This is a genomic window from Salinithrix halophila, from assembly GCF_042650125.1.
In the GTDB taxonomy this organism is placed as follows: domain Bacteria; phylum Bacillota; class Bacilli; order Thermoactinomycetales; family DSM-45169; genus Salinithrix; species Salinithrix halophila.
Window position 1 is genome coordinate 144,544 of record NZ_JBHSAP010000004.1, and the last position, 25,421, is coordinate 169,964.

A 25,421-nucleotide genomic window follows, 5' to 3' on the forward strand; every position below is an offset into this window, starting at 1 on the left:
CGAATCGGATCAGGCCGATATTCATGTCTGTCGATGGATACGCCCATAGTGTTCATCCGTTGGCAAAATATTATTCAACTGGTCAATGGAGACATAAAAAAAGAACAGAGCTTGGCGCTCTGCCCGTAGGTCATTTTTTCTTCTTATCCCCAGGGATGTTCAGTTTCTTGATCTTCACTTCATTTTTGATGAAGTTCTGGTACTTTTCCTGGACCTTTTGTCCCTTGATCTGGTCCTTCACCTTCTTATAAGGCTGTTTACCCCTGTCGGTTACCTTCATCACGTGGTAACCATATTCCGTTTTCACCGGATCGCTTATTTTGTTTAGCGGGAGCTCTTTGGCTGCCTTGGCAAATTGAGGAACCCAGTTTTGAGGGCTGTCTTGAATCTCTCCCCCTTTATTCTTGGATCCGGGATCATCGGAGTACTTCTTGGAGAGATCCTTAAATTTGCCGCCTTCATCCAGCTTTTTCTTTACTTCTTCAGCCCGTTTTTTAGCTTCTTTATCGGAACGCTTATTCTTCTTATCAGGCTTGCCATCCTTACCCTGGGGTTCGAATGCAATCAGGATGTGATTGAGTTTGATGCTATAATAAGCATCGGACTTCTCATATTCCTTCTTCAGATCCGATTCTTTGACTTTATCTTCAAAGTAATTGCTGACTTTGTTATTGTTCTCTAAGAATTCCTTTAACTGGGTTTTGGTAATGCCGTTTTCCTTCAGGACGGAATCCATGTCTTGCTTTTTCTTATCTTTCCCCTGAGCCGGCATTTGCTCCAGTTGCTTTTCAAAGTCCTTCAGCGCTTTGTTCGCTTCCTTGGTATATTTCTCGTTGTCTTTTACCCTGCCAGCGATCATCTTCTCTGCCACATACTGCTTGACGATCTCTTTCTTAGCTTCTGGGTTGTTCACCATGGCAGCCATCTGGGGCTGGAAAAAGCTGAAGATATTCAGGTACAGGTTGAGTTCCCCTTCAGTCACTTTGCCACCCTTGTACTCCGCTACCACTTTCTTGCTGTCAGTCGGAAGCGGCTTGGCTTGTCCTGCCGCCTCTTTCGCCTGTTTATCAGCATTATCCTTTTTATCCCCGCCGGATCCGCACCCGGCCACTAACACGGAGACGGCCAGCAAAGCACTCAATGCCGTCAGGAGGCGCCTATTAATGGGTCGCATTTTAAATAGCTCCTTTCGTTTTGGGAACCGCTTCATATTGTATCAGAAAATGTTCCACCATTTCTAGTCCTGCTCCTTCGGGTAGACCTTTCAATCGGAAGACGACCCCGATACGCTCTCCCGAGGAAAGGCGTACCCGGCCCGGGAACTCCTGGGCAACGCGGAAGAGACGCTGTCCGTCGACAACGGCGTTTTGATCTGGATGCAATTTTACATAAATTTCCATTCCCTGTTGTTTGATCTCTTCAATATGATAGCGGATGGCGTATACCCGGAGGCGGGCGACACAGAGCAAATTCCGGACTGACCGGGGAAGATCCCCGAATCGATCTTCAATTTCTTCCTCCAGGTCCCGTGCCTCTTCCAAGGTTCGAACCGCTCGGATCTTTTTATAGATCTCGATCTTCTGTTTCTCATCCCCGATATATTCCGAGGGCAGGTAAGCATCGGTATCCAGTTCAATCTCCGGTTCCGCTTGTTCCTCTTCTACCTTATTCCCTTGCTGCTCCGCAATCGATTCTTTCAGCATCTGCGTGTAAAGCTCGAAACCGACACTGGCGATGTGGCCGTGCTGCTCCGCACCGAGGAGATTACCCGCACCGCGGATCGCAAGGTCCCTCATAGCAATTTTGAAACCGGAACCGAGTTCAGTGAACTCCTTAATCGCTTGCAACCGCTTCTCTGCTGTCTCGGAGAGAACTTTATCCCGCTGGTAGGTGAAGTAGGCATAGGCAATCCGATTGGAACGGCCAACACGTCCCCGAAGCTGGTACAGTTGGGAAAGACCCATCTTGTCAGCATCGTAGATGATCAGGGTATTGACATTGGGGATGTCAACGCCCGTCTCGATGATCGTGGTACTTACAAGGACGTCATACTCTCCATCCAAAAAGTCGAGCATCACCCGTTCCAATTCCGTTTCTGCCATTTGCCCGTGGGCAACGGCAATCCGTGCGTCTGGGACGAGCATACGGATGGAATCTGCCATCTGGTCGATATTGTGTACCTGGTTGTAAAGGAAATAGATCTGTCCACCACGCGCCAATTCCCGTTCGATAGCCTCCCGCACTAGGGCAGCGGAATATTCGAGAACATACGTCTGAACAGGGAAACGGTTTTCCGGCGGGGTTTCAATGACCGAAAGGTCCCGCACCCCCATCATGGACATATGAAGGGTCCGCGGGATCGGTGTCGCCGTCAGGGTGAGGACATCGATATTATTTTTCAATTGTTTGACCCGCTCTTTGTGCTTCACACCGAAGCGCTGCTCCTCATCGACAATCAGAAGGCCCAGATCCTTGTACAAGACATCCTTTGACAGGAGACGGTGCGTGCCAATGATAATATCAACGGTCCCATCCTTTAGACCCTTGATCGCTTCACGCTGTTCTTTACGAGTGCGAAAACGGGACAGTACCCGGATTTCTACCGGGAAGTCGGCAAAACGCTCCCGAAATGTCTCGTAGTGCTGCTGGGCCAGAATCGTCGTCGGCACGAGAACAGCCACCTGCTTTCCGTCCATCGTCGCCTTGAAAGCGGCCCGGATGGCCACTTCCGTTTTCCCATAACCTACATCCCCGCACAGGAGCCGGTCCATCGGGCGCGCTTCTTCCATATCCTTCTTAATTTCTTCGATGGAGCGAAGCTGATCTCCTGTTTCTTCATACGGGAAGAGAGCGTCAAATTCTCTTTGAAAGGCGTTGTCCCGGGAAAATCCGTACCCTTTTGCCTCCTGCCGCTGGGCGTAAAGTTGGATCAGGTCGGACGCGATGTCCTGCACCGAGGATCGCACCTTGTTTTTTACCTTGCTCCATTCGCTCCCGCCCAGGTTGTATACCTTGGGGGACTTTTCTTCGCTCCCAAGATATTTTTGCACCTGGTCAATTTGGTCGATCGGCACATACAACTTGTCGTTGCCGGCATATTGGACCAGCATGTAATCTTTGTGCATCCCCCCGACCTTGAGGGTCTCAATCCCGGCGTAACGACCGATCCCGTGATTGACATGGACGACATAATCGCCCACTTTCAGTTCCTGATAGTCCTTAATTTTCTCCGCATGGTCCATCTTACCGGGGCGACGGGTCCTCCGCTGTTTCTGTGTAAAGACCTCCGCTTCGGTTATCAGGGCTAGCTTGGAAGCACCCAGTTCAAAACCGCCTGCCAGTGCTCCCACATGGATGACCGGTCGCCCTGGAGAGAGGGAGCCGGGATCCCCTGGTGAAACCTCCATCCCGTAGTCGGACAGCACCCGTTCCAATCTCTCAGCCCGTTCCTTGGTGGATGCGGTAAATAGGACCCGATATTGGGATTTCACCCAACGGTCCCACTCCGTTTTCAGCACATGCATCTGCCCATGGAACTGCTGCATCCCGCGGCAGATGAACTGGACAATGTTTTGGGGCTGGGTTCCGCTTGCTTGCCGCATAAACAGGGACAAGTAAATGCGGGGGTTATCATATTCCCCTACGAACTCTTCATAGGTTCGGGAAAGCTTCAACTGCGGAAGGTATTCGCCTTGCTGCAGAAGCGCTGTCTGAAATTCCCCTTCTTCTCGTTCCATCTGCTTGGCAGACTCCTGAATCCGGGCAGGCTCGTCCAGCACCCAGCACGTATCCTTTGGCATGTAGTCGGCCAGACTCTCATAGTCCGGATAAATCCGGCTCATATATTTATAGATCCCCGTAAAAACCTGGCCGGACTTCAGTTGTTCCACTTCCCAGGTAATCTTCTCCATCAGCTTCTTCTTCGTTTCCGGATCTTTCACCTTTGTCAGACGTTCAGCAAGGAGGGTCTCCACTTCATCTCCCGCCCGGTATAGCTCAGCAGGAGTGGCAAAGATTTCCCTCGCCGGTGGAATCTCTACCTCATCCAGCTTGGCTTGGGAACGCTGATCCGCAACGGAAAAAGGGCGGATCGAATCGACTTCGTCATCGAACCATTCAATCCGGACTGGATCCGTGTGAGTCACCGGGAAGAGGTCGAGGATTCCGCCGCGAAGGCTGAATTCCCCGGGTTTCTCCACCATATCCACACGCTCATAACCTACTTCGACTAAATGAGTAACCAAAGGGTCAATCGGCTGTTCATGACCGACCATTAGCTTTCGGTGACTATTCGCGATCATTCGCTTTGGTGGCAGAAGCTTTCGCAGACCGGCGTAAGGTACGACAAAAACCCCCGCAAACCCCTTAGCGAGGCGGGAGAGTACATGGATTCGTTCCCCTAGCGTTTCGGATCCGTCGAGGGCGATCTCAGTGGCTACCAATTCATTGGCCGGATAGAGCAACACTTGATCCCGAGGCAGCAGCTCGTATAGATCTTCAACCGCTTTCTGGGCTTGGTTCAAGTTGTGGGTCACCAGCAAGATCGGCCGCCGTAACTCTTTGTGCAAAGCAGCCAGGTAAAGCATCCGTGCCGTTCCCGTCAGCCCGACAACCAACTGCTCTTTTAACCCCCGGTCGAGCGCTTCCGCGGTAGACTGGAAATCCTTATCACGGCGGAACAGCTGGATTAACGGTTCCAAATCCAACCATCCTCCCTTCCACGGGTATATTGAGTCAAACGATATTCAACACAAAAGAAGCCTTAGCTGGGGACAGCCAAGGCTGTATCTGCTCGATGATCCCCGGCGAAGCTTTCTGCTTTTCCATCTCACGGGCATCACAGTCCTCCCGAATTCCGGTCACATACCAGCCGGAACGAGTTCCCTCACTCACTGCAGAGGGTGGGAAAGCAGGGACAGTTCCGGGTTTTGATCCAACATCTCCTGACACGTTTCACAGACAACCCGAACGGATGCATGACCTTCTGCATCATACGTTATTATATCCCGGCGTTCTTCGGGGGTCAACCAATGGAACCCCAGTTGCATTTCCGTTACACGGTCATCGTCGATCCGACCGATCCGGGTATTGCAATATCGGCATGTATAGGTTATAGCCATGTTATGCCACCTGCCCCGATGATATTCTGTTTCAGTATCTCCGGGAAGGGGAAGGCTCATTCAATGGATTTAACAAATCGGTCAATCTCTACCGATTTGCCCGCCCTGTTATGATAGAAATAGCGAAAAATCGGGATGACCGGGTTGCGATGAGGAACACTTCAAGTACAGTACCTTGCTCGGTCTTATACAAAGAGGAGGAGCACCCCCATGAAGATTGGATACCGAACGCTGAAAACCTCGGTCGGGGCAGCTTTGGCGATCGGAACCGCCCAGGTTCTTGGTCTGCATTTTTATGCCTCGGCGGGGATCTTAACCATCCTATGCATCAAGAGAACCAAAAAACGCTCGCTGGCAAGTGCCTGGGAGCGTTTTTTAGCCTGTTTGATCGGACTCGTGTTCGGTGTGATCCTATTCGAAGCTCTCGGATATCACCCGTGGACGGTGGGACTCGTCATTCTTCTCCTAATCCCCGCCCTCGTCTCCCTCAAAGCACAAGAAGGAATCGTTACTTCCTCAGTCATCTTCCTCCATCTATACACGCTCCAAGGGATCAGCGTGGCGATCATCGTCAATGAATTAGCGATCATCGCTATCGGAATCGGCTACGCCCTCCTGATGAACCTGTACATGCCCAATCAGGAAAAGGATTTAGCTCGGTATCAGGAAAACATTGAAGCCAACTTAAAAGCGATCTTTCATGAGCTCGCTCGTTTTCTGCGGGAGGGCCGCCTGGAATGGGACGGCAAGGAAATCGCAGAGACCTCCCGATTGCTGGAGGAAGCCCGCCGGTTATCCCTGACCCATGTAGAAAACCGGATGCTCTTTGATGAAGACTTCTATTTCCGCTATTTCCAGATGCGAAAAAAACAGTTCACCAATATCGAAAGGGTGATGGGGATCCTCTCCCGCCTGGACCGTACCGGCATTCAGGGGGACACCATCGCTGATTTCCTAGACGGATTAGCCGAAGCCGTTCATCCCGGTAACACCGCCCGTCTCTTTCTCGACGAACTGAACGAAATGCGGCAGAAATTCAAAGAATCCCCCCTGCCGAAGAGCCGGCAGGAATTTGAAACCCGGGCAGCCCTATTGCAATTCGTTCAAGAGCTTGAAGAGTACCTGCTCGTCAAAAAAGAGTTCGCCCCCCGCATGAAGGACCCGACTCCCCCACATCGCAAATAACGCTTAAAATCCCCAGCGAAGCAACGTATGGGCGTGGGTGAAGCCCGAACCAAAACCGGATAACAGAACCATATCCCCTTCCCGGATTTTTCCGGTATCGATTCCCTGGCAAAGGGCGAGGGGGATGCTTGCTGCGGAAGTATTTCCATATCGTTCACCACTGAACCATATCCGTTCCGTTGGCAGTCCGATTTTCTCGCAAACAGAGTCGATAATGCGGAGATTTGCGCTATGGGGGACAAACCAGTCGATCTCCTCCACCGACCGGCCAGCCTCACTGAGAAAGCGGGGAATCTCTTCAGAAAGGGTCCGAACGGCAAGTCGGAAGACCGCCCGTCCATCTTGGACAATCTTTCCATTATCCTTTAGTTTTACTCCATTCAGGTGATCCGACAAACCCGTCCGATAGACATGAATACCGGCACTACCATCGGTTCCGGATGTACTGTGAATAAACCCGGGAGTCCTTTCCTCTCGTTCCACCAATGCCGCCCCCGCCCCATCTCCAAAGAGAATGCAGGTGGTCCGGTCCGTGTAATCCGTCACCTTGGACAACGTTTCCCCACCGACCACCAACACTTTCCGGCATTGCCCTGCGGTCACTAAAGCATCTGCAAGGTTGAGTGCATAAACAAACCCTGCACAAGCCGCACTCACATCCAATGCTCCACACCGATCGATGGAAAACCGATCTTGTAGCATACAAGCAACGCTTGGAAAAGGGAAATCAGGCGTACTTGTTGCGACCAGAATCATGTCGATGTCCTGAAGTTCCAAGCCGGGATGTCGCTTCACCATATCTTCTACTGCTTCTATACAGAGATCACTGGTATGCTGCTCCGTTTTCGCCATTCTCCGCTCATGAATGCCGGTACGCTTCACAATCCATTCTTCCTGGGTGTCAACCATTTGCTCCAGATCATGGTTGTCCAATACGCGTTCCGGGACATAAGAGCCGATCGCTGTCACTTGTGAACGGGAGATTGGATGTAGAGCCATAACGAGCCCTCCTAAAACGAAAAGTTAGGATTAGTACCTAGTTTTAGTACCTGATCTCAATCATACATCCCAATCCCTCTACAGTCAAAGCTTTTTCGTGTTTTTTAAAAGCCCGGCACTCCAAGGATAGAGTGACGGGTTTTTAAAACGGCTCAAAGGCCGGTTATTTTTGATTGTAACGGTTCATCACTTCGGAAAAGGACATGTCCAGCCATCCTTCGATAGCGGCGGCGGCGTTCTCCACTGCTTCAGCAATGGGCACTTCTTCTTCTTGACTAAACCGGGACAAAACGTAATCCGGAACCGGCATCGGCACAGAGGGGCGTCCGATGCCGATCTTGATCCGCTTGAACTCCTGGGTCCCCAGATGACCGATCAGCGACTTCATCCCATTGTGGCCTCCGGAGCCTCCTTTGAGACGAAGGCGAATTCGGCCCACAGGCAAGTCCAGATCATCGTAAATGACCACCAGGTCTTTGATGCTGCATTTGAGCCAATCAAGAGCAGGGCGGACGGACTCTCCAGAGAGGTTCATATAGGTTTCCGGCTTCAAAAGCACCACCTTCTCCCCTCTTGCTCGACCTTCTCCGACCATCGCCTTCCATTTATCCTTTTCACAGGGGATTCCCCATTGTTCACTTAGCCGGTCTACCACCCAAAAGCCGATGTTGTGCCGGGTCAGCGCATACTTCATCCCGGGATTCCCCAAACCGACAATGACCTTCATTTCATACCTCCCAACCCTTTTCTTTTGATTATGCTTCGAACGAAGGGAAGGGTGCAACTGGAGTTGCACCCTTCCTAAAAAGAACCTAGCTTATCCAGGCCCTTATCGTCTTTTTACAGCGAGGGAGATCGTTTTACTCCTCGTCCTTCTTCTCCTCCGCATCCACCAATTCCGGTTCCTGCTGGGCCTTGTCCGCTTCAGCGGCGGTTTCATCCAGTTCCTCCGCTTCTCGCTCTTGTTCCATTTGTGGAGGGAGGACAGAAGCGATCACTTCTTCCGGTTCGGAAAGCAACTCAACCCCTTCAGGGAAATCCAAGTCGCTGATGTTTACGGAATCCCCCACGTTCAGACCGCTGATATCAACGGTCAGCTGATCCGGAATCTTCTTCGGAAGGCAACGGATCTCCACCGTTCGGGTTTGCTGCTGCAGAATACCGCCTTCTTTTACACCTGCAGGTTCACCCTGCAGTTCCACAGCAACCTCCGTATCGATGGGCTCGTTCATATTGATAACCTTGAAATCCACATGGAGAATTCGATCCTTGATCCGGTCCTGCTGCAGTTCGCAAATCATGACGTCATGGGATTTCCCCTCGAGATCGAGATTGACCACGGCGGAGGTTCCTCCCTGTTGCAGCAATCGGATGATTTCACTCATTTCCATATGAATCGCTAGGTTCTCCATTCCTTTACCATAGACGATCCCCGGAACGCGCCCTTCCCGGCGAAGATGGGTCAGGACAGAACGAGGACGGTTTTTACGACGTTTGACCGATAATTTATAAGCCATCGGAACGATTTCCTCCTTGTGTGAAAAAGAAGTTCCCTCTCACATAGTAGGGATCTTTCCCCTTCCCACACAAAGTTAAACCTCCTTGGACCGGTTCAATCAGTCAAACAGCTTGCTGACGGAGAGCTCTTCGTGAACCCGAATAATCGCTTCCCCGATCAGAGGAGCGACAGAGAGGACACGTATTTTATCCAGCTGCTTCTCTTCAGAGAGGGGAATGGTGTTGGTGATCACCATCTCTTTGATACGGGCATCCCGGATCCGTTCGACAGCCGGACCGGAAAAAACCGGGTGGGTACAACAGGCGTAAACTTCCTTAGCCCCATAGTCCAGGAGAGCGTTGGCTGCCAGGGAGATCGTACCGGCGGTATCGATGATATCGTCGATGATAATCGCCCGTTTACCCCGTACATCCCCGACAATGTTCATCACCTCGGCCACATTGGGCTCGGGGCGCCTTTTATCGATGATAGCGATGGGGGAACCCAGCCGTTCCGCCAATTTCCGCGCACGGATCACACCGCCATGGTCAGGGGAAACCACCACGACGTCATCCAAGGCTTTCTGCTGGAAATACTCTCCCAGAATCGGAACACCCAGCAGGTGATCGACGGGAATGTCGAAAAAGCCCTGGATCTGGGTCGCGTGCAGATCCATGGTGATGATTCGGTCTGCTCCGGCTGTCTCGATCAGATTGGCCACCAGCTTGGAGGTGATCGGGTCCCGGGCTCGAGTCTTCCGGTCCTGACGAGCATACCCGTAATAGGGGATCACTACATTGATCGTACGGGCAGAAGCCCGTTTCAATGCATCCACCATCACCAACAGTTCCATCAGGTGTTGATTGACCGGGTTGCAGGTGGATTGGATCACATATACATCAGAACCGCGGACGCTCTCGTCGAGGCGGACATGGATTTCCCCATCACTGAATTTCCCCACCACGGCATCGCCGAGGGGTACACCGATATGATCGGCGATCTGCCTGGCCAATACCGGATTGGAATTGCAGCTGAATACATGCAAGCGCGTCTGTCTCACTGTCGACATCTTTCCCCCAACCCTCCAGAAGGCATTATTCTCGCCCTTCACGTTTTTGTTTCAGCTTTCGGGCGTATTCCGCTTTGTTGGTTTGCCGCTCGCGGGCGATAGCGAGGGCCTCTTCGGGTACATCGTCGGTTACGGTGGAACCGGCAGCTACATAGGAGCCTTTACCTACTGTGACAGGAGCAACCAGATTGGCGTTGCATCCGACAAAGGCACCATCTTCGACCACGGTCCGATGCTTCCGCTTCCCGTCGTAGTTCACGGTAATCGCTCCACAACTAAAATTGACTTGCTCCCCGATATCGGCATCCCCAACATAACTCAGATGGGGAATTTTACTTCCGGCACCGAGGCGGGTATTCTTTACTTCGGCAAAAGCCCCTACCTTAGAGTCCTCCTCCAGACGGCTTCCAGGCCGGATGTAGGAGAACGGACCGATGGCAGCTCCCTCCTTCAGATCACTGCCAACTAATACCGAATAACGAATTTCTGTACCGTCAGCGACAACCACGTCCGTCAAATCCGTACAGGGACCGAGGGTGCAATCGGAACCGATCTGAGTGTTGCCCCGAAGGTAGGTCCCCGGCTGGATAACGGTGTCGGGGCCAATAGTCACCCCAGCATCGATGTAGGTGTTATCGGGGTCTACCACCGTTACCCCGTTCATCATGTGGTTTTTCACAATGCGGCGGCGCATTTCCTTTTCGGCCTGGGCGAGCTGGACACGGTTGTTGATCCCCTGGGCTTCAGCGGCATCATCCACCGTTTCCGCACGGATCGTCTCCCCGTCCTGTTGCAGAATGGAGATTAGGTCGGGCAGATAATATTCCCCCTGGGCGTTGTTATTATCGACCCGGGTAAGAGCTTGCCACAGTTTCCGGTTGTCAAAACAGAAAGTGCCGGTGTTCACCTCCGCCACTTCCCGTTCTTCAACCGTCGCGTCCTTGTGCTCAACGACCCGGTCAACGCTCCTGTCGGGACGGCGGATAACCCTACCGTACCCAGTCGGGTCCGGGAGAACGGCTGTCAAGATGGTGGCTGCCGCTCCGGACTCCATATGGTTATCCGTTATACGCTGAAGTGTTTCCTGGGTAAACAAGGGGTGATCACCGTTGAGGACCAGGGTCACCCCATCATGCCCTGCCAGGATCGGTTCCGCCTGCATAACAGCATGAGCGGTACCCAGTTGTTTATCCTGGAGAGCGAACCGGACGCGATCCCCCAGGTGGTCCCGGATCGATTCGGCATCATGACCGACAATAACCACGGTTTCATGGACCCCTAATTGCTGAAGGTTGTCCACGATATGGTCAATCATCGGTTTGCCGCAGACCGGATGCAATACCTTATGCCTGGAAGACTTCATGCGCGTCCCTTTACCAGCAGCCAAGACGACAGCAAACAGGTTTTTCATGAAAGAAAAGCACCCCGCATTCGCAAGTCAAAACTCCACAACCGACTATATCCCAAACCCCTAGGTAATGCAAGAATGACGCCCTTTTAAGGGATTGCCAACAAATCCATATTAAGGAACAGGAGGCCCTCCAGGATCGGTCTCATCACAAAAGGCCCCGGCGGAGCGGGACCTCTTGTGTGTAATGACAAATTCGAGCGATGGAGCACCGATTTCCGTCCGATCCAGCCATCCGCTTCTCACTCCCGATACCGAAGAGAGCAGAGCTCACCGGAGGGAAGCAAAGAGAATGGGAGCTGTCTGATGAAAAACCCTTAGACAGCATTCTCTCCCAATGGGGAACTCAGTTCCTCTGCTTCACTGCCGACACGACGATACTCCTCCAACACTGCCGACTCGATCTTCTCCCTGGAATCCGGGGAGATGGGGTGCGCGATATCGCGAAACTCCCCGTCGGGTCGGCGCTTGCTGGGCATGGCAACGAACATGCCATTATTGCCGTCGATCACCCGAATATCGTGTACGACGAACTCTCCGTCGAACGTGATGGAGGCGATCGCCCTCATCCGGCCTTCACGGCTGACACGACGAAGTCGAACATCCGTTATTTCCAACCTCACTCACCACCCATTTCCAGAGATGATGTATTGGACATATTCTCTATGGGCAGTAATTTTCCTTCAAGATCTTCCCATCAAAAAGGATTTTTTCATGAACTATTCGACAAGAGCGATCGCTTCGATCTCGACGCGCACATTCTTGGGCAGTCGTGAAACCTCTACACAGGATCGAGCGGGCCGGTGTTCGCTAAAGTAGGAACCGTAAATATCATTCACCCTCTGAAAATCTCCCATGTCAGCCAGATAGATCGTCGTCTTCACGACACGGGAAAGATCGGCGCCCCCTTCTTCAAGTACCGCCTTTATATTCTCCATGACCCGGTGTGTTTGGGCATCGATGCCTCCTTCGACGAGCTCCCCCGCCGGTGTAAGGGGGATCTGGCCGGAAGTATAAATGATGTTTCCCGTCCGGATCGCCTGGGAGTAAGGTCCGATCGCCTGTGGTGCCTTATCCGTCTGAATCCGTTCCATAAAGAAAACCTCCCTGTCGGAATAAGCTTCCGGGTTCAACTACAATCGTACGACTCTTTACATCCACATCCGTCAGTGTAGCTAAGGAGGCATAATCCTCCACCAGCCGCTCGTTGACCTGGGTCTCGGCCATAATGCCGACCCCGATCACTTCGGCATGGAATTCCCGCATCAATTCCACAATCCCTTGAACTGTCCCCCCGGCTTTCATAAAGTCGTCCACCACCAATACCCGACTTCCTTCGGAAAGACTTCGGCGGGAAAGAGAAAGGCTACCCAGCCGCTTGCTGGAACCGGATACGGTGTTGATAGTGACCACGGAGCCCTCCGTAATTCGGCTGTCCTGGCGGATGATCGCCACCGGAACCCCGAGGAAAGATGCCGTTGAGTAAGCAAGAGGGATTCCTTTCGTTTCTACGGTTACCACCGCATCGGGACGCCTGTTATGGAAAACGGAAGCCCAAACGCGTCCGATCTCCCGCACCAGGCGGGTATTGCCCAATAAATCCGACAGATAGAGGTATCCGCCTGGCAGAATCCGATCAGGATTCTCCAACTCCCGACACAAATCCCGTGCCAGCTCTTCCGCTCCCTCTCGAGATGCCATCGGAATGTATCGGACCCCGCCTGCGGCTCCCGAAACAGTCTCCAAAAGACCGGACCCTTCTTCTCGAAATACTTCATGGATGATCGCCAAGTCCTCACTGATGGAGGATTTGGCCGCTTGGTACCGTTCCGCGAAGGCATTGAGAGGAATGAGCTGATGGGGTTTCCCGAGGAGTTGCTGGGTCATATCCACCAACCGGGCACTCCGTTTCCATTTTTGCATGGTAAAGCCCTCCGAAAATCCGAATGGTTTGGAAGGAAATATATCACATTGTTCGGCTTTATTCAAGCGGGGATCCTTCCAGACCCCCCAACATCCGAACGGCATACACCTGGCGGCAAAAACCGCGCAATCCGTTGACCACCCGCCGAACAACCGATTCCTTCTTAACCAGGCCAAAAACCGTGGGGCCACTGCCGGACATCAGGACGCCGTCCGCACCGAAAGACACCATCCGTTCCTTGAGGAAGCGGACCTTGGGGTAAGCGGGCATCGTCACCCCTTCCAGGACGTTGGAGAGGTGGGAGCAGACAGAAGGAAAATCCCCCTGGTCTATGGCTTTCAGCATCCCCTCCAAGTTCGGCCTCTCGGCGATCTTTCTCATATCCAGCGCCTGAAACACCTCTGCGGTCGAGACCCCATGGGGAGGCTTCGCCAATACCACCCAGCAAGGTGGCGGAGGTGAGAGGGGTGTCAACTTCTCCCCCCGTCCCCTGGCGATGGCAGTCCCTCCCCGTACACAAAAAGGAACATCAGAACCGAGGGCAAGGCCCAGATCCCCTAGTTCTTCCGGCGAAAGACCCAGATCCCACATCGTATTCAACCCGCGCAGTGTGGCGGCGGCATCGGAACTTCCCCCGGCCAGCCCCGCGGCCACTGGAACATGTTTGTGAATGAGGATATGGACTCCCTTCTGGATTCCAAACCGTTCTTTAATAAGAGCAGCGGCACGATAAGCCAAGTTCCGATCATCAAAGGGAACAAACCCGGAGGTACTTTCCAGTCGAATGCCCCCTGAGGTCTCGGTTAGGTCGATGCGGTCGGCCAGGTCGACGGTGGTCATAACCATCTCCAGATCATGGTACCCATCCGGTCGTTTATGTAAGACATCCAGCGTCAGATTAATCTTGGCTGGCGCTTTTACAGAGATATCCAAGCTGTTGCCCCCCTGTCTGCCACCTCGCCGGTCACTCTTTTCTTTCATGAATAAAAAAGATTCCATACCATGCTTCGGTTGGCTTTCTTATTGTAACACGTGGCCAACCCCCGTAAAAGCTGAAACAAAGACGGCCGGGGAAGGACTCCCCGGCCGCAGACCCGCGGTTCGATGTTTGGTTATCGGTCTTGGTCGGCCATGCGCTCTTCTGCCAGCTGGATCGCCCGTTTCACCATATTACCGGCATCCCGTGCCTTGATTCCACCCCAGCCTTCGCGTTGAACCACGTCATAAAAACCCAGTTCTTTGGCTAACTCGACCTTCAAGGCATCCGACATGATCCCCCGTCGCGCCAAAAGCCATTCCTCCCTTACAAACCGCGGGCATCCATTAGTATGGGCAAAAGACGAAAGGATTCCGCACCCAATCCCTTCCTCTATGACAAGAGTTCTTTACAATTCATCAAAGCCATTATCCACGGAGACTTTGGTGTATTGGCGAGATTTTCCTTCGAAGAAATCCTGTTTGCCTTTGTTGACGTCCTCATAGGCGACAATCCAGCGCATCGGGTTTTTCCGGTACCCCTCGAAAGGAGGCTCCATGCCCATCTCCCGCACCCGTTTGTTGGTTATAAAGCGAATATATGAACGAAGATCATCCATGCTGATCCCGTCGAAGCGATCACCGATGATGGTTTCACCCCATCTTGTCTCCAACGCTGCGGCCTGTCGGAAGGTCTCTGAGACAAAACGACGGTTGGCCTCATTATCCAGTTCAGGGTTCTCCGTCAACAGCTCCTTAAAAATTTGGGTAAACAGACGGACGTGGAGCTGTTCATCCCGGTTAATGTAGTTGATCATCGTCGAAGAGGCAACCATCTTTTGATTGCGAGCCAGGTTGTAGAAAAACGCAAACCCGGAGTAAAAGTTGAGCCCTTCCAGGATGATATCGTAGACAATCGACTCCAGGAATGTCTGGGGGGTGGGATTTTTCGTGAAAGCCTCATACCCCTGTGCGATAAAGTCGTTTCGCTCCCGAAGGACCACATCATGCTTCCAATACTCAAAGATCTCATCCTGTTCCCCTTTGGGCACAAGGGAGGACAGGACATAGGAATAGGACTGGTTATGGACCACTTCCTGGAATGAAAGGACGGACATTAGAGCAGACAGGCTCGAATCGGTCAGATAGTCCGCCACCTTGGCAGAGTAATCGGTCTGTATGGAATCCAGGAAGGCCAGAAGTCCGATGATCCGTTTGAACGTATACCGCTCTTCCTCCGACAACCGGGGCCATTGCTTGATATCTTCCGCCATGTTGATTTCGAAGGGAGTCCAGAAATTGGCCAACATGTTTTTGTACATCGGGTAAGCCCAGGGGAATCGGCAGTCATCCCAGTTGAGCACATTGGAGGACCGACCGTTGATAATCCCCGTGCTGGCATTGGGAGCCGTGACGTCATAGAGCTTGCGTTGTTGCATCGTTTTCACCCCTTTCTTCCTGCTTAGCTGGAGCAACTTTCGCAGTCAACGATCTCGGAAGAGGTCGACCGGGTATAATACGTCGTTTTCAGCCCCAGCCTCCAGGCCGTCAGATGGATATCCAGGAGGTCCTTTGCCTTGATATCGTGCTTCACATACAAGTTAAAGGATTGAGACTGGTCGATATGTCGTTGACGAGCGGCGTTTTGGCGTAGGCTCCAGCGCGGATCGATTTCATAGGCCGACTTATAAAACCAGGTCGTCTTCGGTGACAAATCCGGCGCCGTAACCGGGATGCGATAATTCTTCTTCTCTTCGCTGTACTCCTTCTGGAAGACAGGATCAATCGACGCGGTGCTACCGGCGATCACCGAGGTACTACCATTAGGGGCGACTGCCATCAGCCAGCCGTTCCGAATCCCTTCATCCCGGATTGCTTCTCTCAGGGCTTCCCACTTTTCACCGGTATATCCTCGCCGCTCAAAGTAGGCCCCGGTCTCCCACTCACTACCGGAAAACGCTGGATATGCCCCTTTTTCCTCTGCAAGTTCCACTGAGGCGCGGATGGTCAAGAAGGCAATTTTTTCGTAGAGGGTATCGGCATAATCCACGGCTTCCTCCGACTCCCAGATGATCCCTTGGAGAGCGAGTAGATGGTGCCAGCCGAATGTACCCAGACCGATCGCCCGGTATTTTTCATTGGTCAACTTCGCTTGAAGAACCTCAATCGTATTCAGGTCGATCACGTTGTCCAGCATCCGCACCTGGATCGGGATCAACCGTTCCAGCACTTCGTCGGGTACAGCTCTGCCCAGATTGATGGAAGACAGATTACAGACCACAAAGTCACCGGGCACCTTGGTAACGACGATTTTTCCATCCTCGGTTCGTTCTTCTTCCACGGTGGTGGGACTCATATTTTGCATGATCTCCGAACATAGGTTGGAGGAGTAAATCATACCAGCATGCTTGTTGGGATTCATCCGGTTGACCTCATCCCGATAGAACATATACGGAGTTCCGGTCTCCAGCTGAGAAATCATAATCCGTTTCATGATCTCAATGGCCGACACCGTTTTCCGGGAGAGGTCGGGATGGGCCACACAAGCCTCGTACTTCTCACGGAAAGAACCGGCTCCCCGCTCTTCATCATAAAAGTCCTCCAGAGAGAAGCCCATCACCCGGCGTACTTCGTGAGGGTCAAATAGGTGCCACTCCTCCCTCTCTTCCACCTTCTCCATGAACAGATCGGGAACGCATACGCCTGTAAAGATATCATGGGTTCGCAGACGTTCATCTCCATTGTTCAGTTTGGCGTCGAGAAAAGAGAAAATATCCTTATGCCAGAGGTCCAGGTAAGCAGCGATGGAACCCTGTCGCTGACCCAGCTGATCGACACTGACAGCCGTATTATTCAATTGCTTCATCCAAGGCAGGACGCCGGAACTAATCCCTTTGAACCCCTTGATATCGCTGCCACGGGAGCGAATCTTACCCAGGTAGACACCAAGCCCGCCCCCTCCTTTGGAGAGGGTGGCAACATCCGTGTTACTGTCGTAGATCCCCCTCAGGGAATCCTCCACTGTGTCGATAAAACAAGAAGATAACTGACCGTAATTCTTCCCTGCATTAGCGAAAGTGGGAGTGGCCACCGTCATATACAGGTTGGATAGGGCCCAGTATGCCTCCTTTACCAGCATCACTCTCTGACTACGGGGCTCCCTCGACATCAGAACCATGGCGATAACCAGGAAGCGCTCCTGGGGAAGCTCGTACACCGCCCCGTCATGATCGCGTGCCAGGTAACGATCAGCCAGCGTTCGTAAGCCGATATATGTAAACAGACGATCTCTTGCCGGCTCAATGGCCAGCGCTAGTTCGCACATCTCCTCTTCTGTATAAGCTTGTGTCAGTAGTGAGGAATAGATCCCTTTTTGGGTGAGCGTTCGAACCATGGAGGCAAAGTCACCGTACCCCTTCGCCGGATCTCCCCCCCGGCTCCTCGCTGCCTCCCGGTACAGGGAACGTACATAGGCTTCTGCAGCCACATAAGTCCAATCAGGAGTATCCCCACTGATGTTCTCCAGGGCGTTGAGGATCAGGAGGTTGGTCATCTGTTCCTCTGTACAACGCTCTTTCCCCAATAATTCACGTACGGTTTTATCCATATAGGAATCTGCATTCAGGTGGGGAAACCGTTCCATCAACTGTTGGATCCATTCCCTCAGTTTCTGTTCCTCCAACGGACGTGTATCTCCCCGTTCCTTCAGGATCATCGTCATCCGATTTTCCACCCTTCCTTAGTGGGGGCAACTGCCCCCTTTCTCCACCCTCTTTTCCACTCCATGAAAAAACGCCCGATTGCGGGCGGGAGAAAATCGGCTAAGACATAGGAGGGGAGGATATCCGCAAAATAAAAACGGTGCCGATCGGACCGCTGGTTCCTCCCTTATGTCCGCACCGTTTCTCCTCTCAATCCCCGAAGATCAGAAACCGATGGTTTCAGGCAGGTCTACTGGCTGGTGTTTCGTCCTACTCCGAGCCTTCCGGCGCGGAAAGCCCTGTCATACAGGACCCGACGCGCAGTGGCTGTTTCGTTTCGTCCACACATACAGTTGCGGGGACAGCTCCGGATTTGCACCGGATTCCCATTTTAAGCCGCTAAGCACCTGAAACCTTGAACACAAGATATGGTGTTTTAATTTATACAAATTACTATATATCCGATTTTACACAAATGATTGGAAAGGTGCAAGCAAAAAGGGACATAAAAAAATCCGATCCACTCGGGCTCGGATTTCGATGACCAGCCAATCAACGGCACCGGGTGTCTTCCGGTGCTTATTGAGGATTCTTTACATATTTTACAGGGACTTGTCCCTCACCGTGACAGACGGTTAATTCCACAGTTTCCGTCAGGATGTCTGCGTAGCTATACGAGACACGCTCAAAGGAATGCTGTTCCTCGTCCAGTTTCACGATGAAGACAGAGGGGTACGTTTCTTCCAAAACCCCACTTCGCTCAATGGTCTTGCGACGTCCGCTGTTGGCTTTCAACCGGATCTTCTGTCCAATATAACCTTCCAACGTCCGTTTTATCTCAGATAGCGCATTCCTACCCATTTAATTCGACCACCTCACTCGATGATTATTATATCACGGCAAGGGTTTATTGTCAAAAGTTGAATTATAGCAAGGGGAAAAGCCCTGTGTCAACGGGTTTTTTCCAAATGACAGGAATACCTAAATCCCGACATCCTTCTGCTTTCCTTCAGGGTAAATCATGGGCACTACCCAAAACAAAAAAAGCGGGAAATCCCGCAATGAAATCCCAAACCAATTTCTACCGTTGGTAAGCCTTCATTTCGTAAAACGATCCGCAACCGCACTGGCCGCATAGGCGTCCGGTTTAATCTTGGCTGTATACCCAACGGCTGTTACCCATCCCACCACTTCCTGAATCAGCTTGCGGGTTTCTCCTTTTCGGCCTACATCCAGGTGAATCTCTACCGGAAGGTCCCAAGAAGCGCTCAGAAAATCCTTTTCCTTCAACTTTTCCATGCAGCTTAGACTGTACTCCGTTTCCTTGTAGATCCGGTAGCGAAGGTCCAGAAGCGGACGGCTCTTCTTTTTGGAGTAGTAAAAAAGGGCCCCTTTCCCTACACGGTGGATAATGATGGCTGTCACAAACAAGGTACCGCGATGGCTTGTCTGAGAATCAGTCCCGATCACCATTTTGTAGACGGCGGACCGATCCTCTTCGATGTAGGCGTAGATCTCCGATATCATTTGTTCCAGGCTAATTCGACCTTTACGAGGATGGAAGAACTGCATCGGGGTTCCCTCCGGGCTCTCCGGACAACGCCGGTTTCTTCTCCCCTACATGATATGAATCTTCAAACACGTTCATCCAACAGGTTGGCTAATCGGGCAAATTCGACAAGCGAGAGGGTTTCACCCCTCCGTTTTGGATCGATATCAGCTTCTACCAGCCAATCAGTCAATTCCCCTTTCCGCTTCCCTCCAAAGAGGCCTGCGGAGAGGGCATTGGGAAGGGTTTTCCTCCGTTGGCCAAAAGCAGACCGAACCACCCGGAAGAACAAGTGCTCATCAGAAACGGAGACAGCCGGGGTTTCACGGACACGAAGTCGGATCACCGCCGAATCCACCTGCGGACGAGGCAAAAATACGTGAGCGGGCACACGGGTCACCCACTCCGGCTGCGTATAATATTGGGTGGTGACGGTGATCGAGCCATAGGCCTTGGAGCCCGGCTCTGCTGTAAGGCGTTCCGCTACTTCCTTTTGGATCATGACCACGATCGAATCCAGGGGCAGACGTTCCTCTAGAAGGCGCATCAGGATCGGAGAGGTGACATAGTAGGGGAGATTGGCCACCACACTCCGCTGCCGGCAGTCTCCGAGACGGGTCTCGATCAAATCAAGCAGGTTAACCTGCATCGCATCCCCGTGGATGATTTGAACAGACGGGAACGGGGCAAACAACTCCTCCAACACCGGAACGAGCCGGTTATCCAGCTCAACGGCGACGACCGCCTTGGCTTCTTGGGCGAGCCGTTCCGTCAAGGCCCCCACACCGGGACCGATCTCCAATACGCCGGTCTCGGGTCCCAGCTCCGCTGCGTCCAGGATCCGATCCAGTATATGCCGGTCCGTTAAAAAATGCTGGCCCAAGCTTTTTTTCAAGGTCAACCCATGACGACGGAGGATCTGTCTTGTTCGAGCAGTGATTGTGGGTTCAGTCATTCTCTTCATCCCTTCGGGCGCGGCGGAGCGCTTCTTCAAATTCTTCTCCCGTAATCCGCAAAAGATGCAGACGACGGTAAAACTGACGGCCATTAGCATATCCGATACCCAAGGCTAACGCCACCTTTTCCCGCCGCCGGCGGGATTCAGCTCCTCCGGCGAGGCCGGCCTCCAAGTAATCGGCCCAAGAAACAGAGGGCTCCCCGGCCTCCTCCTCCGTCCGGGCTTCCTCCAATGCACGCCGGATCGATTCCGGACGAGCATACTCCACTCCGACCCCTTTCGGGCCACGGGCTTCCTCCCTTGGGATGAAGGCTTGCTTGCAACCGGGGACTTCACGGGAGAGAATGCGGCGAATACGCTCTCCGGCTCCGTCAGGATCCGTCAGGATGATGACTCCCCTCTTTTCTGCAGCACGCCGAACTTCTGCCACCTTGTCAGAGCCGATTGCGGACCCCCGGGTCTCCAGGGTATCCGCATTTACGGCTCTTTGTACAGCAGCGGTATCTTTTTTTCCCTCCACCACGATCACTTCACGGATCTTCCTCCATGGTCCAATCGAGTCGTCGATCATCTATCATCCTTTTTCAAACAAGCGATAAAAGCAGAGAGGTGTACGGTTTCACTCCAGGAATCGCTCGTCGTAATGGTAAATCAATCTGGGATCCGGAACAGGCGGCAGGTGTTTTCATAGGTACGAGCGGCCAGCTCTTCCACGGGAAGCTCCCGGAGTTCAGCAATCGTTTCCGCTACCAAACGTACATATCCCGACTCGTTTCTCTTGCCCCGATTGGGATGGGGAGCCAGGTAAGGGGCATCGGTTTCCACCAACAACCGGTCCAAAGGCACCCTTTTAGCCACTTCTTTGGGTTGTTTCGCATTTTTAAAAGTGACCGGGCCGCCCAAACCGATGTAAAAATTCATCGTGAGGCATTCTTCCGCCATGGCCCAATCCCCGCTGAAACAGTGCATCACACCGCCGACTTCGTCTGCCTTCTCCTCCTTCAGGATACGGACTACGTCTTCGTCTGCCTTCCGGTTATGGATGATAATCGGCATGTCCACTTCCCGGGCAAGCCGGATCTGCTGTCGAAAAACACTTTCCTGTACCCCCTTGGGAGACTTATCCCAGTGGTAATCCAGCCCCATCTCGCCTAAGGCGACCACCTTGGGATGATCGCACAGTTCTTCCAGCCAGTCCAGATCCGCCGCCTTCATCTCCACCGCCTCGACAGGGTGCCATCCGACACCCGTATAGATAAAGTCATAGGCTTCGGCCAAAGCGAGGGAAGCGGGGATCGTTTCCCGGTCAAAACCAATGTTGACGATCCGTGTTACTCCGTATTCCTCCCGCGCGCGGCGGATCACTTCATCCCGGTCTTCGTCAAACTGGGTATCGTTGAGATGGGTGTGGCTGTCGAAAAGCATCGATGTTTGCCTCCTCATTCGTTGCTGCGGATCGGGAGTATTCTTCTGGTCAAATCAACGGAACAGCAACCGAAAGTCGGAAAGGGGCGTCAGTTGAACATCTGCCCGTCCCACTATTTCAGCGATGGCAACCGGCCCGATGTCCCGGCTGTCCCGGCTATGATTTCGGTTATCTCCCATGACGAACAAGTGACCCTGGGGAACTACCGTCTCCGGAAGGGATCTCCTGATTTTTTCATTCATATAGGGCTCATTCAGTTTCTTTCCGTTGCGATATACCTGGCCGTTTTTCACGGCAATCCGGTCCCCCGGCTTGCCAATCACCCGCTTGATGAAATCCCGCTGCTCAGCGGTATGAAAAATGACAATCTCCCCGTATTGGGGTTTTTCCACATCATAGATCCATTTATTGACGATTAAGAGCTCTTCCCCTTTGAACGTGGGGTACATCGATTCGCCGTGTACTTCATAAGGAGCGAACAGAAAGACACGGATAATGATGATCAGGGATGCCGCCACCAATATCGCCGTTAACCATTCACTCGCTGCATTTTTTGCTTTCTTCCCCATCCTGGCCCCCTCCAAACTCTGGTCGATTGTCGTAGTTCCCCATGTTTTTCGACTCGGCACCTGCCCTCTCCTGCCCCTGCCAAACGGATGACAGGAAAAATGGTACATATACCGGGCAACTGCTGAAGAAAGCCCCCTCAAAGGGGCTGCCTCTCATTTTACACGGGTTCCGTTGGGTATATCAGCGGTTACTGTGGAGAGAACCAGACGCTTCCCTTCTTTAGCCGCCAGCACCATCCCCTGTGAGAGTTCACCCCGGAGTTTAACCGGCTTCAAATTCGCAACACAGATTACCTTCATGCCGATCAAATCATCCGGACGGTAGTGTTGGGCGATACCGGCCACCACCTGCCGCTCTTCGAAACCGAGATCCAGCTGGAGCTTCAATAGTCGATCCGCTCCTTTGACCGTGGACGCTTCGATGATTTCGGCGACACGCAAATCCACCTTGGCGAACTCTTCGATGCCGATGGTTTCGGCTAAGTCAGAGGAGGGAGCCTTCGGTATATCCTTTTTTTCCTCGGCACTTTCATTCTCTTCTCCGACCGGGGTGCCGCCCATCATCCTGACAATCTCCTTGGCCTCGTCCTGGACATCCAGCCGCGGGAATAGGGGTTGCTGTTTGTTTACTTTCGTACCGGCGGGGAAGGCGCCAAAAGAGTACAAACTCTCCCAAGCCGTTATCTCCCCTTCTTCGATCCCCATCTGTTCCCACATCCGGCCCGATGTACGCACCAGGAAGGGCCTGATCAGAATGCTCACGAAACGGAGGCTCTCCACCACATGGTAGAGGACCGATCCCAGCACTTCCTTCTTTGACGGGTCTTTGGCCAGTTCCCAGGGCATGGTCCCTTCTAAGTAGCGGTTGGTGCCACGGATCAGTTCCCAGATCCGGATCAGGGCGGAAGAAAACTGCATTTGGTCGAGGGAGGCCTCTACTTTGGCTACTGTCTCTTTGGCGAGGTTTTCTAAAGCGAGGTCTTGATCAGACAGCTGCCCGCTGCGGCTGGGGACGACACCTCCGGCATATTTCTCCACCATGGTGAGAGTTCGATGTAACAGGTTACCCAAGTCATTAGCCAAATCTGCATTGGTACGCTCAATGAATCCTTCCGGGGTGAATACACCGTCATAGCCAAAGGGAACCTCCCGCAATAAATAGTAGCGGAGGGCGTCCAGCCCATACCGGTCCACCAACGGGACCGGATCAACGACATTCCCCTTCGACTTGGACATCTTGCCGTCTTTCATCATAAAGAACCCATGCCCGAATACCTGCTTCGGCAATGGGACGTCCAATGCCATCAGCATGATGGGCCAGTAAATCGTGTGAAAGCGGACAATATCTTTGCCCACGAGATGGACATCTGCCGGCCAGTATTTCTGATACTTTGTATCATCTTCCGTTCCATAACCAAGGGCGGAAATATAATTGGTGAGAGCATCCAACCAGACGTACATCACATGTTTAGGGTTGCCCGGCACCGGAATCCCCCAATCAAAGGTCGTGCGGGAGACACACAAATCCTCCAGCCCCGGTTTGATAAAGTTTTGTACCATTTCATTTTTACGGGACTCGGGCTGGATGAAGTCAGGATTCTCTTCATAGTATTTCAGGAGCCGGTCCGCATATTTGCTCGTACGGAAAAAATAACTCTCCTCCCGCAATTTCTCGACAGGACGGCCACAGTCGGGACAATTCCCATCCACCAACTGTCTTTCCATCCAGAAGGATTCACAGGGGGTGCAGTACCATCCCTCATACTCGTCCAGGTAGATATCCCCCTGCTCCAACAGGCGCTCAAATAATTTTTGGACCACCTGTTTATGCCGATCCTGAGTCGTACGGATGAAGTCATCATAGGAAATCTCCAGCTTATCCCACAACTCCCGGATTCCTTTGACAATTCCGTCCAGGAACTCCTGGGGCTCCTGGCCGTTTTCCCGAGCCCGACGCTGAATTTTCTGCCCATGCTCGTCGGTCCCTGTCAGATACATAACATCATAGCCTCTGAGCCGCTTATACCGGGCCATCGCATCCCCGGCTACTGTCGTATAAGCGTGACCGATATGAAGTTTGTCATTCGGATAATAGATCGGGGTTGTAATATAGAAGGAAGGCTTGGTCATCGTTCTCGCTCCTCTTTGCAAAAAACTAAAAAACCTTCACCCGTCCATGGGGCGAAAGTCTCTCCGCGGTACCACCCAAGTTCGGCGCCCGCCTCACGACGGACGCCCTCTGCCAGTGTCTCACTGCCCTGGTAACGCCCGGGCCGCGCCATCCCCTACACACCTTGGCGGGCTTCGGGGATAGTTCTCGGGGGCCATGTTCACCTGTTGTCCCTATACCGGCTTTCACCTGGTCCGGCTCTCTGTCGATAAGGACGCGAGGGTACTCCTCCCCGTCACTGAATCCGTCTGCAATATTGGAATCCGATCATACCGATCCTCACCCCCCATTATAGCCAATACAGGGGGAGAATAGCAACTCGGATTCCGGTTTTTTCCGGGGTCTTCCTTCATGCCGGTCCAGAGCTTAACCTTGGTCAGATTCGCGATTCGGGGGCAAGACAAAGCGCATGAGGGGCAACATCCGTCTCGTAATCGAGCCCGAGACCACCTTGCCCACAGTTTTTGCTCCCATCCGGCTGTAAAACTCCTCCGCGTGAGGGTCGGCATCCAAGATTAGCTCCTGGCATCCTTTCCTCTCTGCGAGGGATACGGCTCGGTCCCAAAGGCGACGTCCCCACCCTTCTCCCATATGATCTGGGTCGACAAACAAGGAAACCACCCGTACTCGACCGCCGTTTTCCGGCTTTAGCTCGATAAAACCAACCCGTTCGCCTTTGCTTTCCGCAACTTCCACCCATCCACGCATCCGTTCAGAGGTCATTACCAGCTCTTCCCGGCACGCCGTCATGAAGGCTTCATCATACCCCCAACTCGCTTTGGAACGGAGGGCCAACAAAGTGAGTGCCTCCCGTTCCTCCATCCTGGCCCGTCGGATCCGCTTCTCCATCCCTAATCCCCTTTCACCCTG

General features: G+C 52.8%; 24 protein-coding genes and 1 riboswitch. Of the genes, 1 reads left to right on the forward strand and 23 read right to left on the reverse strand.

Annotation, left to right across the window (positions count from 1 at the left end):
- Window positions 1–130: 130 nt before the first annotated feature.
- From ACFOUO_RS01770 to ACFOUO_RS01780, 3 genes are all read right to left on the reverse strand, one after another.
- The gene (locus tag ACFOUO_RS01770; protein ID WP_380701541.1) at window positions 131–1,174 is read right to left on the reverse strand and encodes a peptidylprolyl isomerase; all 1,044 of its coding nucleotides are present in this window, start codon (window positions 1,172–1,174) and stop codon (window positions 131–133) included.
- Window position 1,175: 1 nt separating this feature from the next.
- Complete coding sequence (gene mfd / locus ACFOUO_RS01775; protein ID WP_380701543.1) at window positions 1,176–4,700, reverse strand: transcription-repair coupling factor; 3,525 nt, start codon at window positions 4,698–4,700, stop codon at window positions 1,176–1,178.
- Window positions 4,701–4,889: 189 nt separating this feature from the next.
- On the reverse strand, window positions 4,890–5,120 hold the full coding sequence (locus tag ACFOUO_RS01780; RefSeq protein ID WP_380701545.1) for an anti-sigma-F factor Fin: 231 nt from the start codon (window positions 5,118–5,120) through the stop codon (window positions 4,890–4,892).
- Between the two features lie 210 nt (window positions 5,121–5,330).
- On the opposite strand from ACFOUO_RS01780, the gene ACFOUO_RS01785 reads away from it, so the two are divergent.
- A complete protein-coding gene (locus ACFOUO_RS01785; RefSeq protein WP_380701547.1) occupies window positions 5,331–6,305 on the forward strand; it encodes an aromatic acid exporter family protein in 975 nt (324 codons plus the stop codon).
- A 3-nt stretch (window positions 6,306–6,308) separates the two neighbouring features.
- On the opposite strand, the gene ACFOUO_RS01790 is transcribed toward ACFOUO_RS01785, so the two are convergent.
- The 20 genes from ACFOUO_RS01790 to ACFOUO_RS01885 all read right to left on the reverse strand — a co-directional run bounded on the left by ACFOUO_RS01790 (window position 6,309) and on the right by ACFOUO_RS01885 (window position 25,400).
- A complete protein-coding gene (locus ACFOUO_RS01790) occupies window positions 6,309–7,304 on the reverse strand; it encodes a ketoacyl-ACP synthase III (RefSeq protein WP_380701549.1) in 996 nt (331 codons plus the stop codon).
- A gap of 163 nt (window positions 7,305–7,467) precedes the next feature.
- Complete coding sequence (gene pth, locus ACFOUO_RS01795) at window positions 7,468–8,031, reverse strand: aminoacyl-tRNA hydrolase (protein WP_380701551.1); 564 nt, start codon at window positions 8,029–8,031, stop codon at window positions 7,468–7,470.
- A gap of 133 nt (window positions 8,032–8,164) precedes the next feature.
- Window positions 8,165–8,821 carry a 50S ribosomal protein L25/general stress protein Ctc gene (locus tag ACFOUO_RS01800; protein WP_380701553.1) on the reverse strand — a complete coding sequence of 219 codons (657 nt, stop codon included), beginning with the start codon at window positions 8,819–8,821 and terminating at the stop codon, window positions 8,165–8,167.
- Window positions 8,822–8,920: 99 nt separating this feature from the next.
- Entirely contained in the window at window positions 8,921–9,871 is a 951-nt protein-coding gene (locus tag ACFOUO_RS01805) for a ribose-phosphate diphosphokinase (RefSeq protein WP_380701555.1), read from the reverse strand.
- A 25-nt stretch (window positions 9,872–9,896) separates the two neighbouring features.
- Window positions 9,897–11,282, reverse strand: a complete 1,386-nt coding sequence (gene glmU / locus ACFOUO_RS01810) for a bifunctional UDP-N-acetylglucosamine diphosphorylase/glucosamine-1-phosphate N-acetyltransferase GlmU (RefSeq protein WP_380701557.1) — start codon at window positions 11,280–11,282, stop codon at window positions 9,897–9,899.
- A gap of 314 nt (window positions 11,283–11,596) precedes the next feature.
- On the reverse strand, window positions 11,597–11,896 hold the full coding sequence (spoVG, locus tag ACFOUO_RS01815) for a septation regulator SpoVG (RefSeq protein WP_380701559.1): 300 nt from the start codon (window positions 11,894–11,896) through the stop codon (window positions 11,597–11,599).
- A 102-nt stretch (window positions 11,897–11,998) separates the two neighbouring features.
- Window positions 11,999–12,373 (reverse strand): RidA family protein, encoded by a 375-nt coding sequence (locus tag ACFOUO_RS01820; protein ID WP_380701561.1) that lies wholly within the window; start codon window positions 12,371–12,373, stop codon window positions 11,999–12,001.
- Window positions 12,351–13,202 (reverse strand): pur operon repressor, encoded by an 852-nt coding sequence (purR, locus tag ACFOUO_RS01825; protein ID WP_380701563.1) that lies wholly within the window; start codon window positions 13,200–13,202, stop codon window positions 12,351–12,353. The genes ACFOUO_RS01820 and purR overlap by 23 nt, the downstream gene beginning before the upstream one ends.
- A 58-nt stretch (window positions 13,203–13,260) precedes the next feature.
- Entirely contained in the window at window positions 13,261–14,136 is an 876-nt protein-coding gene (gene ispE / locus ACFOUO_RS01830; RefSeq protein ID WP_380701565.1) for a 4-(cytidine 5'-diphospho)-2-C-methyl-D-erythritol kinase, read from the reverse strand.
- Between the two features lie 179 nt (window positions 14,137–14,315).
- Window positions 14,316–14,492 carry a small, acid-soluble spore protein, alpha/beta type gene (locus ACFOUO_RS01835; protein WP_380701567.1) on the reverse strand — a complete coding sequence of 59 codons (177 nt, stop codon included), beginning with the start codon at window positions 14,490–14,492 and terminating at the stop codon, window positions 14,316–14,318.
- Between the two features lie 96 nt (window positions 14,493–14,588).
- Window positions 14,589–15,617, reverse strand: coding sequence for a ribonucleotide-diphosphate reductase subunit beta (locus tag ACFOUO_RS01840; protein WP_380701569.1), 1,029 nt, complete (start codon window positions 15,615–15,617; stop codon window positions 14,589–14,591).
- Between the two features lie 23 nt (window positions 15,618–15,640).
- Window positions 15,641–17,893: a ribonucleoside-diphosphate reductase subunit alpha gene (locus ACFOUO_RS01845; protein WP_380701621.1), complete on the reverse strand. Its 2,253-nt coding sequence runs from the start codon at window positions 17,891–17,893 to the stop codon at window positions 15,641–15,643.
- Window positions 17,894–18,105: 212 nt separating this feature from the next.
- Window positions 18,106–18,305, reverse strand: a riboswitch (cobalamin riboswitch).
- A 153-nt stretch (window positions 18,306–18,458) separates the two neighbouring features.
- Entirely contained in the window at window positions 18,459–18,740 is a 282-nt protein-coding gene (veg, locus tag ACFOUO_RS01850; protein WP_380701571.1) for a biofilm formation stimulator Veg, read from the reverse strand.
- 237 nt (window positions 18,741–18,977) lie between these two features.
- Window positions 18,978–19,451, reverse strand: coding sequence for a ribonuclease H-like YkuK family protein (locus ACFOUO_RS01855; RefSeq protein ID WP_380701573.1), 474 nt, complete (start codon window positions 19,449–19,451; stop codon window positions 18,978–18,980).
- Window positions 19,452–19,513: 62 nt separating this feature from the next.
- Complete coding sequence (gene rsmA / locus ACFOUO_RS01860) at window positions 19,514–20,392, reverse strand: 16S rRNA (adenine(1518)-N(6)/adenine(1519)-N(6))-dimethyltransferase RsmA (RefSeq protein WP_380701623.1); 879 nt, start codon at window positions 20,390–20,392, stop codon at window positions 19,514–19,516.
- A complete protein-coding gene (gene rnmV, locus ACFOUO_RS01865; RefSeq protein ID WP_380701575.1) occupies window positions 20,376–20,957 on the reverse strand; it encodes a ribonuclease M5 in 582 nt (193 codons plus the stop codon). Before rnmV ends, rsmA begins: the two co-directional genes overlap by 17 nt.
- A gap of 80 nt (window positions 20,958–21,037) precedes the next feature.
- Window positions 21,038–21,811, reverse strand: a complete 774-nt coding sequence (locus ACFOUO_RS01870) for a TatD family hydrolase (RefSeq protein ID WP_380701577.1) — start codon at window positions 21,809–21,811, stop codon at window positions 21,038–21,040.
- 54 nt (window positions 21,812–21,865) lie between these two features.
- The gene (gene lepB / locus ACFOUO_RS01875) at window positions 21,866–22,381 is read right to left on the reverse strand and encodes a signal peptidase I (RefSeq protein ID WP_380701579.1); all 516 of its coding nucleotides are present in this window, start codon (window positions 22,379–22,381) and stop codon (window positions 21,866–21,868) included.
- Window positions 22,382–22,534: 153 nt separating this feature from the next.
- The gene (metG, locus tag ACFOUO_RS01880) at window positions 22,535–24,511 is read right to left on the reverse strand and encodes a methionine--tRNA ligase (protein ID WP_380701581.1); all 1,977 of its coding nucleotides are present in this window, start codon (window positions 24,509–24,511) and stop codon (window positions 22,535–22,537) included.
- 406 nt (window positions 24,512–24,917) lie between these two features.
- Window positions 24,918–25,400, reverse strand: coding sequence for a GNAT family N-acetyltransferase (locus ACFOUO_RS01885; protein ID WP_380701583.1), 483 nt, complete (start codon window positions 25,398–25,400; stop codon window positions 24,918–24,920).
- Window positions 25,401–25,421 lie beyond the last annotated feature (21 nt).

Bases quoted from the DNA above. Each gene is read 5' to 3' on its own strand.
- ACFOUO_RS01780 (WP_380701545.1), bottom strand. From the start codon at position 5,120: ATGGCTATAACCTATACATGCCGATATTGCAATACCCGGATCGGTCGG.
- ACFOUO_RS01855 (WP_380701573.1), bottom strand. From the start codon at position 19,451: ATGCAGTTCTTCCATCCTCGTAAAGGTCGAATTAGCCTGGAACAAATG.
- ACFOUO_RS01770 (WP_380701541.1), bottom strand. From the start codon at position 1,174: ATGCGACCCATTAATAGGCGCCTCCTGACGGCATTGAGTGCTTTGCTG.
- pth (WP_380701551.1), bottom strand. From the start codon at position 8,031: ATGAAGGTCATTGTCGGTTTGGGGAATCCCGGGATGAAGTATGCGCTG.
- veg (WP_380701571.1), bottom strand. From the start codon at position 18,740: ATGGGTAGGAATGCGCTATCTGAGATAAAACGGACGTTGGAAGGTTAT.
- ACFOUO_RS01790 (WP_380701549.1), bottom strand. From the start codon at position 7,304: ATGGCTCTACATCCAATCTCCCGTTCACAAGTGACAGCGATCGGCTCT.
- ACFOUO_RS01820 (WP_380701561.1), bottom strand. From the start codon at position 12,373: ATGGAACGGATTCAGACGGATAAGGCACCACAGGCGATCGGACCTTAC.
- ACFOUO_RS01800 (WP_380701553.1), bottom strand. From the start codon at position 8,821: ATGGCTTATAAATTATCGGTCAAACGTCGTAAAAACCGTCCTCGTTCT.
- purR (WP_380701563.1), bottom strand. From the start codon at position 13,202: ATGCAAAAATGGAAACGGAGTGCCCGGTTGGTGGATATGACCCAGCAA.
- ACFOUO_RS01845 (WP_380701621.1), bottom strand. From the start codon at position 17,893: ATGATCCTGAAGGAACGGGGAGATACACGTCCGTTGGAGGAACAGAAA.
- ACFOUO_RS01785 (WP_380701547.1), top strand. From the start codon at position 5,331: ATGAAGATTGGATACCGAACGCTGAAAACCTCGGTCGGGGCAGCTTTG.
- ACFOUO_RS01840 (WP_380701569.1), bottom strand. From the start codon at position 15,617: ATGCAACAACGCAAGCTCTATGACGTCACGGCTCCCAATGCCAGCACG.
- lepB (WP_380701579.1), bottom strand. From the start codon at position 22,381: ATGGGGAAGAAAGCAAAAAATGCAGCGAGTGAATGGTTAACGGCGATA.
- ACFOUO_RS01885 (WP_380701583.1), bottom strand. From the start codon at position 25,400: ATGGAGAAGCGGATCCGACGGGCCAGGATGGAGGAACGGGAGGCACTC.
- rsmA (WP_380701623.1), bottom strand. From the start codon at position 20,392: ATGAAGAGAATGACTGAACCCACAATCACTGCTCGAACAAGACAGATC.
- ACFOUO_RS01805 (WP_380701555.1), bottom strand. From the start codon at position 9,871: ATGTCGACAGTGAGACAGACGCGCTTGCATGTATTCAGCTGCAATTCC.
- metG (WP_380701581.1), bottom strand. From the start codon at position 24,511: ATGACCAAGCCTTCCTTCTATATTACAACCCCGATCTATTATCCGAAT.
- rnmV (WP_380701575.1), bottom strand. From the start codon at position 20,957: ATGATCGACGACTCGATTGGACCATGGAGGAAGATCCGTGAAGTGATC.
- glmU (WP_380701557.1), bottom strand. From the start codon at position 11,282: ATGAAAAACCTGTTTGCTGTCGTCTTGGCTGCTGGTAAAGGGACGCGC.
- ACFOUO_RS01870 (WP_380701577.1), bottom strand. From the start codon at position 21,811: ATGCTTTTCGACAGCCACACCCATCTCAACGATACCCAGTTTGACGAA.